Here is a 14,083-nt window from a genome sequence, read left to right on the forward strand (position 1 = left end):
TTTTTCTTTAGAAGCATTTAACGTTGTTTACGCTTACGATATTCAACAGGTGTTTCATTGGTCCAACGCTTAAAGGCACGATAGAAAGTACTTGGCTCAGAGAAACCAGTTAAATACACAATCCGCTCGACACTTTCATTGGTATTCGCCAATAGCTTTTTCGCCAAACGGCAGCGATAATCGGAAAGAATTTGCTGAAAGCTGGTATTGGCTTCACTGAGTTGGGTTCTTAAACGACGTGGCGTGATATTGAGCTGTGCTGCAACTGTTTCTAACGTGGTTTCACCACTTTCCAGTGTTGAACCAATGGCACGACGTACTTCACCCACCAAGTCATAACGCGCCAATTCTTGTAATTTTTCAATCGCCAATTGCTCATGCAATTGTAGTAATTCTGGCTCTGCTTGCCACAATGGATAATCCAGCACTGCCGCATCAAAATAAAGGCGGGTTTCTTTTTGTCCTAGACTGACAGGACAGCCATAGACACGGAAGTATTCATCATCCGTCGCACCTTCATGGAAGTTAAAGTCGATATAAATGGGGTGAAACTGCCCTTCAGTTATAAATTTAAAGAAGCGTAAAATCCCTGACATGGCACATTCAGAAAAATGGCGATTCACCAGATTATCAGGCCAATACTGCTCACCATTACTTAAATAGCAGCGGCCATCTTCAATCACTAATTTAGCATCAAAGGCATCACTAATCAGACGTTGATAGGCCAAGGCACGTTTTAGGCCTTCGCCAAAAGTTTCACTGCTGATAAATAAATGTTCAATCACCTGACCACGATAAAGGGGTAAGTGTTCACCGAGATGAAGTCCAATATCAGGATCATTACTGACATCCTGTGCAGCAATCCAAAAGGCATTCTGTGCACTTAATGGCGTTCTTGCATTGGTATCTACCTGATTTAATGCAACCCCCGCCTTTGTTAAAATCTCTTCAGTTGGTAATCCTGCTTTACGAATTGCCTGATAACCAAAGCGCAATACAACTGATGCATCTGTTAGCTGACCCACGCAATGCCCTTCCCTGTAGATACGTTATTATGACAATGAACAACAATTTTAGATTAACGTTGATTGACCAAAGTGACAACAATATTCTGCTTATTTTGTTAAAAAAATTCCTAAATTGTCTGACAGTTTCTTTCGGTTAATATCTGACAGCCTCTCACCGACTTGATCTTGTAAATTTTAAATAAATTGACTATAATTTGCGCCTTCCCAATTTGATCATCAGGTAGGCTATGGCCAATAAAGAGGAACTCATTGAGTTCGAAGGCGTTGTCACCGAAACGCTTCCTAATACGATGTTCCGTGTACGTTTAGAAAACGGTCACGAAGTTATTGCTCACATTTCTGGTAAAATGCGTAAACACTATATCCGTATTTTAACAGGTGACAGTGTAAAAGTTGAAATGACTCCTTATGATTTGACCAAGGGTCGTATCACTTATCGTGCGCGCTAAGTCAGATTAGTGAATGCAAAAAAGCCACATTATGTGGCTTTTTTTATTGCGCTTATGTCGATTTATTCACTTAAACGCGTGGTTTTACAGCTGATCGTCTGACACTCACGGATACGTTCCTGTAACCAGTTATTCCGCTCTTGTGTCGTAGTAAGACGGCACTGTACATTGACTGAGCTTCTTTCATCATTGGTGCATTCAGCATCGCGATGGCGAATCCAGGCCAGTTGTGATTTTTTCAAAATTTTTTGTTGTGTTTCATTGAGCTGTTTACGTAATTGCTGATAATTTTTATTTAAATCAGCATCCGCACTGGCATAAATTTTATTGGTACAGTAAATGTCATCATAGGTGTTGCGCGCATTGTCGCAATTATCTGCATAGCTGAATGTTGCGAGAGCCCCACAGATCAAACCAAATATTATTTTGCGCATGAATTTATCCAAATCATTTAGTTATAATTACTATGAAAGCATATTTTTGATCGCTTGAACATTCCCCGAAAGTGGACAAGTTCGTATCTTTTTATCTTTGCATTATTAGAATATTCACGTACATTTATCACTGATAAATAGGAAAATTAGGATGAAAAATTATAAAATGTATCTCGCTGCTACACTCCTTATCTTGCAGGGATGTGCAACGCCAGGAATGCAATCTGTTCAACTACAGGATTATTTACAACCTTATCTAGGTCAGCCTGCCGATCAGATTCAGCAGAATCTGGATCTTAGAAACTTAGGCTTTCAGACGTTAAAACAACCGCAGAGAAACAATCAAAATTTAATTTTTACCATACTTCGTCCAATTAATATCCCTGTACCAATGAATATGGGGATTTCAGATGGCTCCCGTCTTTCAACTAACATGACTTATGGCCAATCTTATGATGTTAACTTTTACTGCCATATTATTTTCGAGCTTGATCAGCAGCAAATCGCACGCGCGATTCGTTATGAAGGCAAAGCCTGCTAATCAAAGCAATAAAAAAACGCAGCTGTTGCTGCGTTTTTTTATGATCAGGGCTCGTTAGTTCAATGCCGCAACCACAGCCTCACCCATGGCATCGGTACCTACCTTGGTCATGCCTTCAGACATGATATCTCCAGTACGTAAGCCCTGATCTAAAACCTGCCCCACTGCATCTTCAATGGCTTTAGCCGCAGCTTCTTCACGGAAGGTATAGCGCAACATCATCGCCACTGAAAGTACAGTTGCCAATGGATTGGCAATATTCTGCCCTGCAATATCCGGTGCAGAACCATGACATGGTTCATACATGCCTTTACCCTGTTCATCCAATGAGGCTGAAGGTAACATGCCAATTGAGCCTGTTAACATTGCCGCTTCATCTGACAAGATATCACCAAACAAATTGCCTGTAACAATCACATCAAACTGCTTGGGTGCACGAACCAATTGCATCGCAGCATTATCCACATACATGTGCGATAACTGGATATTCGGATACTGTGCCTGCTGAAGGTCAGTAACGGTTTGTTTCCATAATTCAGTCACTTCAAGTACATTGGCTTTATCAACTGAACATACTTTGCCGCCACGTAATCCCGCCAGCTCAAAAGCCACTTTGGCGATACGCTTAATTTCACTTTCTGAATAAACGTCAGTGTTATAACCTTGCTTCTCACCATTCTCGAGTTCACGAATACCACGCGGTTGACCAAAGTAGATCCCGCCGGTTAATTCACGAACGATCAGAATATCCAGACCAGCAACGATTTCTGGCTTTAGGCTTGATGCATCCGCCAACTGTGGGTAAAGAATTGCAGGGCGTAAGTTGGCGAATAAATTCAATTCACTACGGATTTTTAATAAGCCACGTTCTGGACGGATTGAGCGTTCGATACCATCCCACTTGGGACCACCAACCGCCCCCAGTAAAATCGCATCGGCTTTTTTTGCCTGCTCGCTGGTTACCGCGGGATAAGGTTCACCATGCGCATCAATTGCAGAACCACCGAGTAGCCCATGTTCCCATGTCAAACCTAGATTAAATTTATCATTGACCTTGGTTAAAACTCGTTCAGCCGCAGCTACGATTTCAGGGCCAATGCCATCACCCGCCAAAATTAAAATATGTTTAGACATTTATTGTTCCAGTTTCCCTATGCGCAGCGTTGATACTGCGAGCCGATTAAATCTTTTTCTCAACAAATTCGCCTAAACCTGTACTGACATCAAAAGGACGGCAGAAACGGCGAATCGTATGTTGCCCTTGTTGTAAATCTACACATAACGGATCAGGCACAGAAACGTTAATTAAACTGCCTGAACGACGTGTTCGGTCTCGGTACATTTTAAAGGTATAGTTCACATGCGGTTTAAATGCATGAATCACATGAAAAGTCTCAGCACGATCAGGAGAAATCGGATAAAAGCGAATCACAACTTCATATTGCTTGGCGGGTACACTCAGGTAAACCTGCTGTTTACGGCTAAATACGGAACCATGCAAGCGTACAATGCCTCGTTCCATCGCCTGTTTGCTAATCCGATGATTTTTAGCATCAATGACTGCAATATCACCGATTCGCTCAAACTCACAATTCTCAACACCTGAACAATATAAAGTTGTGTTGTCCGCCTTACTTTCCAATGTGTTTTGTGCGATACGAACCTGATCCACCACATTGGGTGCGTTTTGACATGCAGTCAAAGCCGTAGCAACACCTAGACACAGTAAAATACTGCGAGCGAGTCTTCTTTTCATTATTCAAGCCCAGTCCTCATGTCTTGTTAACATGTAAGCAAAATATTATCCGCTAGCATGTTAACAAGAGTTCAATCTCTGCGCTATGCCTATGTTAAAAATGTCCAAAACGCAATCTTGTTTCGTTTACCCAAACCTAAGCCTGAATATCTTGAAACACCCATGGACGCGCTTGTTTTGCCTTGGCTTCAAAAGCACGAATATCATCTGCAACCTGTAAGGTTAAGCCAATATCATCCAATCCATTCAATAAACAGTGTTTACGGAAAGGATCTATTTCAAATTGAAAGGCTTCACCTGTCGGGGTTCGTACTTGCTGTGCATCCAGATCGATGGTCAATTGATAGCCTTCTGTCTCGGCACATTCCTTAAATAACTGATCGACCGTTTCCTCAGATAAAATCACAGGTAACATGCCATTTTTAAAACAGTTATTAAAGAAAATATCGGCAAAGCTGGGTGCAATCACCGTGCGAAAGCCATACTCATTCAACGCCCAAGGTGCATGCTCACGGCTTGAACCACAACCGAAATTGCTTCGTGCCAATAAAATGCTTGAACCTTGATAACGCGGTTTATTCAATACGAAATCAGGGTTTTTCGGGCGTTTGCTAATGTCTTGGCCCAAATAGCCCTCATCCAAATAACGCAATTCATCAAATAAGTTATCGCCGAAACCTGTACGTTTAATCGATTTCAAAAACTGTTTTGGAATGATTAAATCAGTATCAACATTGGCACGATCCAAAGGTGCGACAACGCCTTGTTCTACAGTATATTTTTTCATGCTTGTGCTCCCTTAGAATGAACGGACATCAACAAAATGGCCCGCAATCGCTGCGGCAGCGGCCATGGCTGGGCTGACCAAATGTGTTCGCCCACCATTGCCTTGACGACCTTCAAAATTACGGTTCGAGGTCGATGCACAATGCTCGCCTGGCTGTAATTTATCAGCGTTCATTGCCAAGCACATTGAGCAGCCTGGTTCGCGCCATTCAAAACCGGCTGCCAAGAAAATTTGATCCAAACCTTCCTGTTCAGCCTGCTGTTTGACTAAACCAGACCCTGGCACAATCATTGCCTGTTTAATGCTCGACGCAACCTTACGGCCTTTCACCACATCCGCCGCAGCACGAATATCTTCAATCCGCGAATTGGTACATGAACCAATGAAAACGCGGTCTAACTGAATATCTTCCAAAGCTTGCCCAGCGGTTAAACCCATATATTGATAAGCACGGGTCCAGTCATTGCGTTGTACATCATCTTTGGCCTGCTCTAAAGTTGGCACAGCCTGTGATACTGGAATCACCATTTCTGGAGAGGTTCCCCAAGATACTTGCGGTTCAATCTCTGCACCATTCAACACGACCACCGCATCAAAGACGGCATCTTCGTCTGAATGTAAGGTATTCCAATATTCGACGGCTTGATCCCACTGTTCGCCTTTTGGTGCATAGTTACGGTCTTTCACATAGGCAATGGTTTTATCATCGACCGCTACCATACCAACACGTGCACCCGCTTCAATTGCCATGTTACACACCGTCATACGCCCTTCAATCGACATATCACGGAATACTTGACCACCAAACTCAATGGCATAACCTGTACCACCCGCAGTACCAATTTTGCCAATAATGGCTAACACCACATCTTTAGAGGTTACGCCTTTGCCTAATACACCATCGACACGCACTAACATGTTTTTCGATTTTTTCTGTACCAAGCACTGGGTTGCCAATACATGTTCAACTTCCGAAGTTCCAATCCCATGGGCCAAACAACCAAAGGCACCATGCGTTGCGGTATGTGAATCCCCACAGACCACCGTCATCCCCGGTAAAGTCAAACCTTGCTCTGGACCAACCACATGAGCAATGCCTTGACGGATATCATTAATCCCAAATTCAACAATATTAAAGCTTTTACAGTTGTCATCTAAAGTTTGGACCTGAATACGAGAAGTATCGTCTTCAATCCCAGCAATCCCCTGTTCGCGCTCTTTTTTAGAAGTTGGCACGTTATGGTCGGGGGTGGCTACATTGGCACTTAAGCGCCAAGGCTGACGGTCCGCAAGTTGTAGACCTTCAAATGCTTGAGGGCTGGTTACTTCATGTAATAAGTGGCGATCAATATAAATTAAGCTTGAACCATCATCACGTTGCTTGACTAAGTGGTCGTCCCATAATTTGTCATATAAGGTTTTGCCTGCCATGTCGTCGCCCTCCATCGTGCTTGCCATCGGACTGGGTATTTTTGATCTTAACTTGATTATAGCGATGCTTTTGCATAAATCTAATTTATCATTTTTATAAATTAACAAACTTTTTGGAATGATAAATTGTGCTTTTTAATTACTCTTCCTTTATGAAATTAAAACGATGATAAATCAAGCTGTTCCACTCTATCCTTATTCTTGCATGTGGTTTTTTTAGCCAAATTTAATCAAATCCTCGACTCATTTATAAATTCAATCAGCATAAATCAAAATTTCTTTTTTACATTTTAAATGATAATGATTATTATTTAATTAAATAGAGATTCTGTAGGGTGATCCTCATGTCAAATATTCAACAATTTGTACTCAACAATAAACGGACTTTGAAAAAAACCTTGAGTTATTACATCATGCATATTAGTGTGGCGATGATGGTTGCCTACCTGATTACAGGCAACTGGCTTATGGCAGCCACCTTAAGTTTGATCGAACCAACAGTGCAAGCCTTTGCTTTTTTCTTCCATGAAAAAGTTTGGAATTACTTCTAATTCAAAAATACTGCATATAAAACTAATTTTAAAATCTCCTTGGACAAGCCTGTATGAACCTCGCTGCTTTTGAAGCATTTGTCAAAGTGATGGAAACTGGTTCAATTTCTATCGCGGCAGAACAATTATTTATTACCCAGCCTGCGGTCACCAAACGGATTCATAGCTTAGAAGACTATTTTGGGGTCAAACTGTTTGAATCCGCAGGGCGAGGTATTCAACCCACCCATGCAGCACATTCTCTATTGCCTAAAGTTCGTACATGGCTCAACGAGTTGGGAGAAATCCACCATACATTGAGTCATGAGCAGGCTCAGGTTCAAGGTCGTTTAAAGATTGGTACCAGTCATCATATCGGCTTGCATCATTTGGCAGAGCCACTTAAAAACTTTGTGCAGCATTTTCCTCAAGTCACTTTAGATGTCCATTTTGTCGATTCAGAACAGGCTCATGAACAGGTCTTGGCGGGTGAACTCGAGCTGGCTTTTTTAACCTTACCGCCAGTTGGAGATGATCGACTCAACTATGTCACAATCTGGAATGACCCTCTGGTATTTGTGACTGCGCCCTTCCACCCCTTAGCCCAGCAAAGCCAACTAAAACTCGAAGATTTGATTGCCTACCCAAGTTTATTGCCTGCCGCGCAAACCTATACCAGCCAGATTACACTCGCCGAATTTGAAAAAAATAATCTAAAACCGAAAATCACCATGAGTAATAATCCGCTAGAGTCAATCAGGATGCTGGTATCGATTGGCCTCGGCTGGTCAGTCCTCCCGAAAACCTTGGTCAATCGTGATTTAAAACAACTCGATTTAAAACTGGATATGCAACGCCAGCTCGGTATGGTCTGGCACCCTGCCCGAATTCAGTCCAAAGCCGCTGAAGAACTTGTTCGCATGATGCAGGTCGGCTAACGCGATGGGCTAATCCCCTCCTCCGCTTCCACAGCTGCTGCAACTACTACAGCTATTGCTGCTACTGCTACAACCCGAAGATGATGAAGATGACTGAGCCTGCAGATAGTGCATATAATCTTTGGTCATCAACTCAAGATCAAAATACTGGCCATCTTGCCAATTTAAAACCTGATCAACCGCAAAAAGTCGTGGCAATAACAGGGTATTTCTAGGCTGATAAGCATGCAGACCACAACTGACTCGCCATGCTTCAAAAAATTGTTGGGTCTGCTGTTTTGGGGTTGTGCTACTGTCATTGGGTTGATGATGTAAAGGTCGGCCTAATGTTTGCTTACATAAGTCCTGATATTGTTTTGGAAATTCCAGCATGACGTGCCACAAGGCATCAACTGCATGTGAAGGCATGGCATAGGCCTGCTTTCGAATCACATGCAAAGCTAAATAATCCTTAAAACCGGCCTCGACCAATTGTCGTTGCTTGAGGCTCACCTCTGGATAACGAAATCTAAATCTTTCCCAGAACACAGGATCAAATTTGAATTGATCAATCTTTTGTAATTTTTTAGATTTGGAACGTGCAATCAAGGCAAGATTCAGCACAATCACTGTCCACATGAAGGGCAAGATGACCCAAGCGCTAAAAAACTGTTGCTGCCAACTGTACGTGAAGATCAACAACAAGATCGGAACAGCAATCCATCTGGTTTTGATCATCGGCTGCTGCCGTTTTAACTGTAATAATCCATCCAGCAAGCGAGCCGTCTGCACGTTCTGATTTATTGTTATTTGCATGCTTTAATCTTAAAAATGAAAGATGACCATCATATGACAAAAAAGCGGTCTTTTCAGGAGCATCATTTGTTATACCCACAGGTAGGCTTGCAGCGATACTTAAAGATCTTGGGCAAGCTGAATCTTTGCATCTGCAATTGCATTCATAAACTGCTGATAATCATTTAAATTACGCTTGGCAGACTGAGTTGCATAATCCTGCAAGATCTGGGTAATAGTATTCCCTTCCCCTAAATAGCCCTTCAATACATCGACATTACCTGCTTTGGCATGCGCATGAGCCAGCGCAAGACCGCAGCTATCGGCATATTCATAGAAAAATGCTTCATCCATCCCAGACAAATCAATCGAAATCTTCATATCTCGTAGTTGACGCACCAGATAATGCTGCTGTCCTTCTGTTGAAAAACCTAAGAAGATATCACTTGCCGCCTGCATCAGTTGCTGCCCCCGTACAACCCGTTCACCTTCATGCACAACAGGGGCTGGAAAAAGCGGACTCAAAATCGAAGGCGTCGATTCCTTCATTTGCAAAATCAGCGGATCTCGATCTGCATCTTCAAATAGTGCAATCGCTGCACGTGTCCCAACACTGCCTACGCCCACCACCTTGAGTGCAACATCTGTCCGTTGGTAACGATCAAATAAAACTTGTCGATCATATTTTAACGAATCACGATATAACTGAAAAAATGCATCTGCATGCTGACCAAACGGTTCATCTGCTTTGGGATGCCACAATAAGGGTTCATCATCAATAAAATGCCGGAATCCAGATTCACCCTCTTGCTGTGTCAATTTCGGTAATACCGAGGAACTATCACGAGAAGGTGCACTATTTACTTTCTTTTCTAGTTTTTTACGGACTTTTTGGTTTTCCGTTTTTTCTAATAAGGTTGTCGCATCAATGCGTTCATACCAGATTTGCACAGGAGATAAGGCAATTTGTTGATCCAGATGTGAGATATACGCACTGATCATATTCTGAATGGCTTTCAAGCCTGAACTTTCCTGCAAACCAATCTCTTTTGCCGCAATCACCAGACTGGTCACCAGACGTTTTAAATCCCATTCAAACGGTGCAACCAAAGTTTCATCAAAATCATTAATACCGAATAACAGATTACGCTCTGGGCTGGCAAAACCACCAAAATTACTTAAATGGCAGTCACCACAAATTTGCTGGAATAAGCCAGAATTATAGGGTTCCCATGCCTGATCAAACAGCATGAGTGCAGGCATTCCCCGATAAAAAGTAAAGGGCGAGACACTCATCCGTTTGGCACGAATCGGTTTAAGTTTCTCTAAACGTCCCTGATTACTCCAGTCATAAATGGTGAGTGCCGTAATTGCTTTGGGGCGTTGAGACAATTGTGCCAGTTGTTCTCGCGGGATCTTTTTACGTTGTGCTTTGCCTAAGGCCAAGCCTTCACTCTTGGTCAGTAATTTACCTTGATAACGATGTCTGGTTAAATCAATGCTCTGTTCAGTCCAGAGTTGTTTGGGTAATTCAATGCGTTGTTCTGCCATATCACGCTCTCAATCTATTCGTTAATATTTTCTATATTTGTCTAAAATATAATAGGTCATTCAATATTTTTTATTGTTGTTGATAAATAGCCAAATATCCCGTTACTCAGGCGATATTTGGCATTAATGCATCAGCTTATATTGACCAGTCTTGAATCTGCCAAGCTTGCGCTTGCGCCAGTTTTTCCAGACGGTCATCTGGATTGACTGCGATCGCATGCGTCGCATATTCAAGCAAGAAACGATCATTGATTGAATCCGAGTACGCCCATGACTCGTTCACGGTTCGTCCAGCCAACCATTGATCCAAACGTGCGAGCTTGCCCTGTTGGTAGCAAGGAATACCTGCCACCTTTCCAGTATACTGTCCATCCAGCACTTCAGCACTGGTGGCAATAATCTCGGTAATCCCAAACTCTCGGAAAATCGGTGCGGTAATAAAATCGCTGGTGGCGGTTATGCCCACAATCGCATGGCCAAGATCCTGATGCTTTTTAATCGCATCGAAGCCTTTGGGGCGCATTTGTGGTCGAATCACCTTCTGCATAAATAACTGATGTAACTCAGTTAAATAAGTATTATCGTGCTGAGTGAGAAATTCAAATACAAATTCATTATAGGCGATCGGGTCGAGCTGGCCAGCTTTATAATCTTCATAAAACTTGTCGTTCATTTGGCGATGATGAACTGGATCAACCAAAGCTTCATTGACCAAAAACTCTCCCCATGAATGGTCAGAATCGGTATTTAACAGCGTATGATCTAAATCAAACAAAGCCAATTGCATAGAATTTCTCGTTTAAACTGAAAATTAAGAAAAAAAATGTAAATCTATCTCCGCTAGTCGATAGAAATTCGTTAAGATCATAGCAATTTTTAAACATTTTACTTTGACCTTTTTCGAGTTGGACAAGAAGAGTGACTGTCCCCGAGATCAAAGTCAACGATACAGACAAAATTTAGGTAGCCAAATGATCGACTCAGAAGGTTTCCGACCCAACGTCGGGATCATTTTGGCAAACGATGATGGACAAGTTTTATGGGCAAAGCGCATTGGTCACAATGCTTGGCAATTTCCACAAGGAGGGATCCAATTTGGTGAAACCCCTGAACAGGCACTTTTTCGTGAACTGAGAGAAGAAGTCGGTTTATTGCCCGAACACGTCCAAATTATAGCGCAAACAAAAGGTTGGCTGCGTTATCGTTTGCCGCATCGGTACATTCGGTCAGATTCAGATCCGGTATGTATTGGACAAAAGCAAAAATGGTTTTTACTGAAGTTAACGGCATCGCCCCATCATATTCAGTTAAACCTGTCAGACCCACCCGAATTCGATGAATGGCAATGGGTGAGTTACTGGTACCCATTGGGTCAAGTGGTCAACTTCAAACGTGATGTTTACCGTAAAGCCATGATGGAATTATGTTTACAATTACCTCAGCGTTAATTGTTGAAAAATCATCATTTTAAGCAATGATTTTTAACAAGAGAGCTGTTATAACTAGGCCTATAACGATTCAATAAATTGGAGTAAACATCCATGTCAAACATGCAGCTCGACACCCTTAGACGCATTGTGCAAGAAATTAATGCGTCCGTCAGTTTGCATGAATCCTTGGACATTATGGTCAATCATGTGGCCGATGCCATGCATGTGGATGTTTGTTCTATTTATCTGTTGGACGAACGTAATCGCCGCTATGTTCTCATGGCGTCCAAAGGTTTAAAACCAGAAGCTGTCGGTAATGTCGCGTTAAATGTTGGCGAAGGTCTCGTTGGTTTGGTGGGGCAACGCGAAGAAATCGTTAACCTAGACAACGCCCCTAAACACGAACGCTTTGCCTACTTGCCTGAAACAGGTGAAGAGTTATTTAACTCGTTCCTAGGTGTCCCTGTGATGTACCGCCGTAAGGTGATGGGCGTGCTCGTCGTACAAAATAAAGAATCCCAAGATTTTAGTGAAGCAGCTGAATCCTTTTTGGTCACACTCTGTGCCCAGCTTTCAGGTGTGATTGCACATGCCCATGCCGTGGGTAATATCGATGTCTTCCGTAAACCCACCACGGGTTCGACCTATAAAACATTCCAGGGTGTTTCAGGTGCAGGTGGGATTGCTTTAGGCCGTGCCATTGTGCTCTATCCACCTGCTGATCTTGCTGCGATTCCAGATCGTGAGGCAGAAGACATCAGTGACGAATTAGATTTACTTGATCAGGCGATTGCGGCGGTTCGTTTGGAGATTCAGTCTTTAGACGAGAAAATGCAAGACTCCCTGATGTCGGAAGAACGTGCTTTATTCAGTGTCTTCCTTCGTATGCTGGATGAAAATGCCCTGCCAAGTGAAATTAAAGACCATATTCGTGCTGGCAGTTGGGCCCAAGGTGCCGTACGCAAAGTGATCGACAAACATGTGGTTCTGTTTGCACAAATGGAAGACGATTACCTGCGTGAACGAGTCTCTGACCTCAAAGACCTCGGCCGCCGAATTTTGGCTTGCTTGCAAGAAAACGATACCAGTCACCGTGAACTGAGCCCAGACAGTATTTTAATTGGTGAAGAAATCAGTACTGCGGCCTTGGTTGAATTGCCCGTGGATAATATTGCTGCGATTGTCACTTCGGAGGGCGCAGCCAACTCACATATGGTCATTGTGGCACGTGCGCTGGGGATTCCAACCGTGGTGGGGGTAACCGAGTTACCCATCACCACACTGGATGATATCGAGATGATTGTGGATGCCTATCAAGGCCGTGTCTTCGTCAATCCACCACGCCGTTTACGCCAACGTTATAAAGAAGTGCAAAAAGAAGAAGAGCAAATCGCCAAAGATTTAAAGCAATACGAAACCAAAGATGCGATTACCCCAGATGGCGTATCCATTCCGTTATTCGTCAATACAGGTTTGATGATTGATGTGGTGCGTGGCGTACAACGTGGTGCCAAAGGTGTAGGACTCTATCGTAGTGAAATTCCTTTTATGCTACGTGAACGCTTTCCTGGTGAAGAAGAACAACGTGCCATTTATCGTCAACAGCTCAGCCATTTTGCCAACAAACCTGTGATTATGCGTACCCTCGATATTGGTGCGGATAAAGATTTGCCTTATTTCAGTATTGAAGAGGAAAACTCGGCTTTGGGTTGGCGTGGCTTACGCTTTACCCTTGATCATCCTGAAATTTTCTCCGCACAAATTCGTGCCATGCTCAAAGCCAGTATTGGCCTAAATAATTTGCATATCTTATTGCCGATGGTCACCAGCGTCAGTGAAGTCGAAGAAGTGCTGTATCTGTTGGAACGTGACTGGATTGCAGTACAGGAAGAAGAACAGGTCAAAATCACCAAACCAAAAATCGGCATCATGGTCGAGGTGCCTAGTGTGCTGTTACAGATCGATGAGTTTGCTGAATTGGTTGATTTTTTCTCGGTCGGCTCTAACGATTTAACCCAGTATTTACTGGCAGTGGATCGTAATAACCCGCATGTGGCCAACGTCTATTCGCATTTCCATCCATCAATCTTACGCGCTTTAAAACGCTTAGTAGAAGACTGCCACATTCATCAGAAACCCGTCAGTGTCTGTGGTGAAATGGCAGGTGATCCGTTATCAGCAATCTTGTTGATGGCCATGGGCTTTAATACCCTTTCCATGAGTTCGAGCAACATTCTCCGAGTCCGCAAAGCGATTTGCCATGTCCCGATGAGCGATGCCAAAAAACTATTGGATGATGTGCTACAGATGAATAACCCGCTGGTCATTAAAAGTTGGCTGGAACATTATTTCAAAACGCACGGTCTAGCAGATATGGTCAAATCCAACCGTTTGGTGAGTGCATAAAACATCAAGCATTCAAATACAAAAAGAG

The 14,083-nt window shown here is 42.9% G+C and carries 15 protein-coding genes; 6 read left to right on the forward strand and 9 right to left on the reverse strand.

Features of this window, described 5'->3' with window-relative positions:
* Positions 1-17 precede the first annotated feature (17 nt).
* On the reverse strand, positions 18-1,025 hold the full coding sequence (locus tag F907_RS02245) for an AraC family transcriptional regulator (protein ID WP_005239905.1): 1,008 nt from the start codon (positions 1,023-1,025) through the stop codon (positions 18-20).
* A 230-nt stretch (positions 1,026-1,255) separates the two neighbouring features.
* Here F907_RS02245 and infA point away from each other — a divergent pair, with 230 nt between their 5' ends.
* Complete coding sequence (gene infA, locus F907_RS02240) at positions 1,256-1,477, forward strand: translation initiation factor IF-1 (RefSeq protein WP_001284370.1); 222 nt, start codon at positions 1,256-1,258, stop codon at positions 1,475-1,477.
* Positions 1,478-1,539: 62 nt separating this feature from the next.
* On the opposite strand, the gene F907_RS02235 is transcribed toward infA, so the two are convergent.
* Positions 1,540-1,911 carry a lysozyme inhibitor LprI family protein gene (locus F907_RS02235; RefSeq protein ID WP_016653153.1) on the reverse strand — a complete coding sequence of 124 codons (372 nt, stop codon included), beginning with the start codon at positions 1,909-1,911 and terminating at the stop codon, positions 1,540-1,542.
* A gap of 151 nt (positions 1,912-2,062) precedes the next feature.
* On the opposite strand from F907_RS02235, the gene F907_RS02230 reads away from it, so the two are divergent.
* Entirely contained in the window at positions 2,063-2,452 is a 390-nt protein-coding gene (locus tag F907_RS02230; protein WP_010589773.1) for a hypothetical protein, read from the forward strand.
* Positions 2,453-2,506: 54 nt separating this feature from the next.
* Here F907_RS02230 and leuB read toward each other — a convergent pair whose 3' ends face one another.
* The 4 genes from leuB to leuC form a co-directional block, all read right to left on the reverse strand.
* The gene (gene leuB / locus F907_RS02225) at positions 2,507-3,586 is read right to left on the reverse strand and encodes a 3-isopropylmalate dehydrogenase (RefSeq protein WP_016653154.1); all 1,080 of its coding nucleotides are present in this window, start codon (positions 3,584-3,586) and stop codon (positions 2,507-2,509) included.
* 46 nt (positions 3,587-3,632) lie between these two features.
* Positions 3,633-4,208, reverse strand: coding sequence for a hypothetical protein (locus F907_RS02220; RefSeq protein ID WP_005278764.1), 576 nt, complete (start codon positions 4,206-4,208; stop codon positions 3,633-3,635).
* Between the two features lie 136 nt (positions 4,209-4,344).
* Entirely contained in the window at positions 4,345-4,995 is a 651-nt protein-coding gene (gene leuD, locus F907_RS02215; RefSeq protein ID WP_016653155.1) for a 3-isopropylmalate dehydratase small subunit, read from the reverse strand.
* Between the two features lie 12 nt (positions 4,996-5,007).
* A complete protein-coding gene (leuC, locus tag F907_RS02210) occupies positions 5,008-6,426 on the reverse strand; it encodes a 3-isopropylmalate dehydratase large subunit (RefSeq protein WP_016653156.1) in 1,419 nt (472 codons plus the stop codon).
* Between the two features lie 338 nt (positions 6,427-6,764).
* Here leuC and F907_RS02205 point away from each other — a divergent pair, with 338 nt between their 5' ends.
* Positions 6,765-6,977, forward strand: a complete 213-nt coding sequence (locus tag F907_RS02205; protein ID WP_227501348.1) for a DUF2061 domain-containing protein — start codon at positions 6,765-6,767, stop codon at positions 6,975-6,977.
* A 53-nt stretch (positions 6,978-7,030) separates the two neighbouring features.
* The gene (locus F907_RS02200; protein WP_016653157.1) at positions 7,031-7,894 is read left to right on the forward strand and encodes a LysR family transcriptional regulator; all 864 of its coding nucleotides are present in this window, start codon (positions 7,031-7,033) and stop codon (positions 7,892-7,894) included.
* 9 nt (positions 7,895-7,903) lie between these two features.
* On the opposite strand, the gene F907_RS02195 is transcribed toward F907_RS02200, so the two are convergent.
* From F907_RS02195 to F907_RS02185, 3 genes are all read right to left on the reverse strand, one after another.
* Positions 7,904-8,689 (reverse strand): glycine-rich domain-containing protein, encoded by a 786-nt coding sequence (locus tag F907_RS02195; RefSeq protein ID WP_016653158.1) that lies wholly within the window; start codon positions 8,687-8,689, stop codon positions 7,904-7,906.
* A gap of 99 nt (positions 8,690-8,788) precedes the next feature.
* Positions 8,789-10,219 (reverse strand): DUF2252 domain-containing protein, encoded by a 1,431-nt coding sequence (locus F907_RS02190; RefSeq protein ID WP_016653159.1) that lies wholly within the window; start codon positions 10,217-10,219, stop codon positions 8,789-8,791.
* Between the two features lie 136 nt (positions 10,220-10,355).
* Positions 10,356-11,006: an HAD family hydrolase gene (locus tag F907_RS02185; protein ID WP_016653160.1), complete on the reverse strand. Its 651-nt coding sequence runs from the start codon at positions 11,004-11,006 to the stop codon at positions 10,356-10,358.
* 184 nt (positions 11,007-11,190) lie between these two features.
* On the opposite strand from F907_RS02185, the gene F907_RS02180 reads away from it, so the two are divergent.
* Together F907_RS02180 and ptsP are read left to right on the forward strand one after the other, a co-directional pair.
* Positions 11,191-11,667: an RNA pyrophosphohydrolase gene (locus F907_RS02180; protein ID WP_004656060.1), complete on the forward strand. Its 477-nt coding sequence runs from the start codon at positions 11,191-11,193 to the stop codon at positions 11,665-11,667.
* 93 nt (positions 11,668-11,760) lie between these two features.
* Complete coding sequence (gene ptsP / locus F907_RS02175) at positions 11,761-14,055, forward strand: phosphoenolpyruvate--protein phosphotransferase (RefSeq protein ID WP_005278748.1); 2,295 nt, start codon at positions 11,761-11,763, stop codon at positions 14,053-14,055.
* Positions 14,056-14,083: the final 28 nt, after the last annotated feature.

The organism is Acinetobacter colistiniresistens, assembly GCF_000413935.1.
GTDB lineage: Bacteria > Pseudomonadota > Gammaproteobacteria > Pseudomonadales > Moraxellaceae > Acinetobacter > Acinetobacter colistiniresistens.